Origin of the sequence: Bartonella sp. AA1HLJMS (assembly GCF_042197445.1) — a bacterium.
Taxonomy (GTDB): domain Bacteria; phylum Pseudomonadota; class Alphaproteobacteria; order Rhizobiales; family Rhizobiaceae; genus Bartonella.
On the sequence record NZ_JBHIRW010000314.1, the window covers coordinates 1 to 523 of the forward strand.

At 39.4% G+C, this 523-nt stretch carries 1 protein-coding gene; it reads right to left on the reverse strand.

The window, feature by feature from the left end:
• On the reverse strand, positions 1 to 523 hold a 523-nt coding region (locus ACFIQE_RS11390; protein ID WP_375707800.1), incomplete at both ends, for an autotransporter outer membrane beta-barrel domain-containing protein.

Sequence of the window (523 nt, forward strand, 5' to 3'; positions counted from 1 at the left end):
CGTTGATTAATTAACGTTTGATTGTCATCTTTATTCTCACGCAACCATGCTGCTGTAATATACGCAAGCGATGAGGAATCCATGTGTGAACCAAATTCATACCCTAAAGATAAGCCAACCTCACTGCGTAATGAAGTGAATGGACGCATGTCACCTGTCATATCATTCGATAACTTGATTTCTTTACCCTCAACTTGTAACCATGTAAATTGTCCATAAGGCTGTAACCAACTGTTCTTTGACGTCTTAAGTCGATAACCAGCTTCAAAGGAAGTTCCCAATGCCCTTTGAGTATATGTTCCTTCAATCTCTAAACCATTCGTTGAAACGGCTTTTAGAGTATTTTGATAATGATTGTATTTTAAAATACCATCGAGATACCATCCACTATGATCAAAATAAGTGACATAAGCACCAATACCATAAGTATTGATTCCACTGTTACCCCCCCGTGCATGCGCAACACGGGCACGATCATAACTGCCAAAACCACCTATATAAAACTCTCCATTTTCCCACTCGC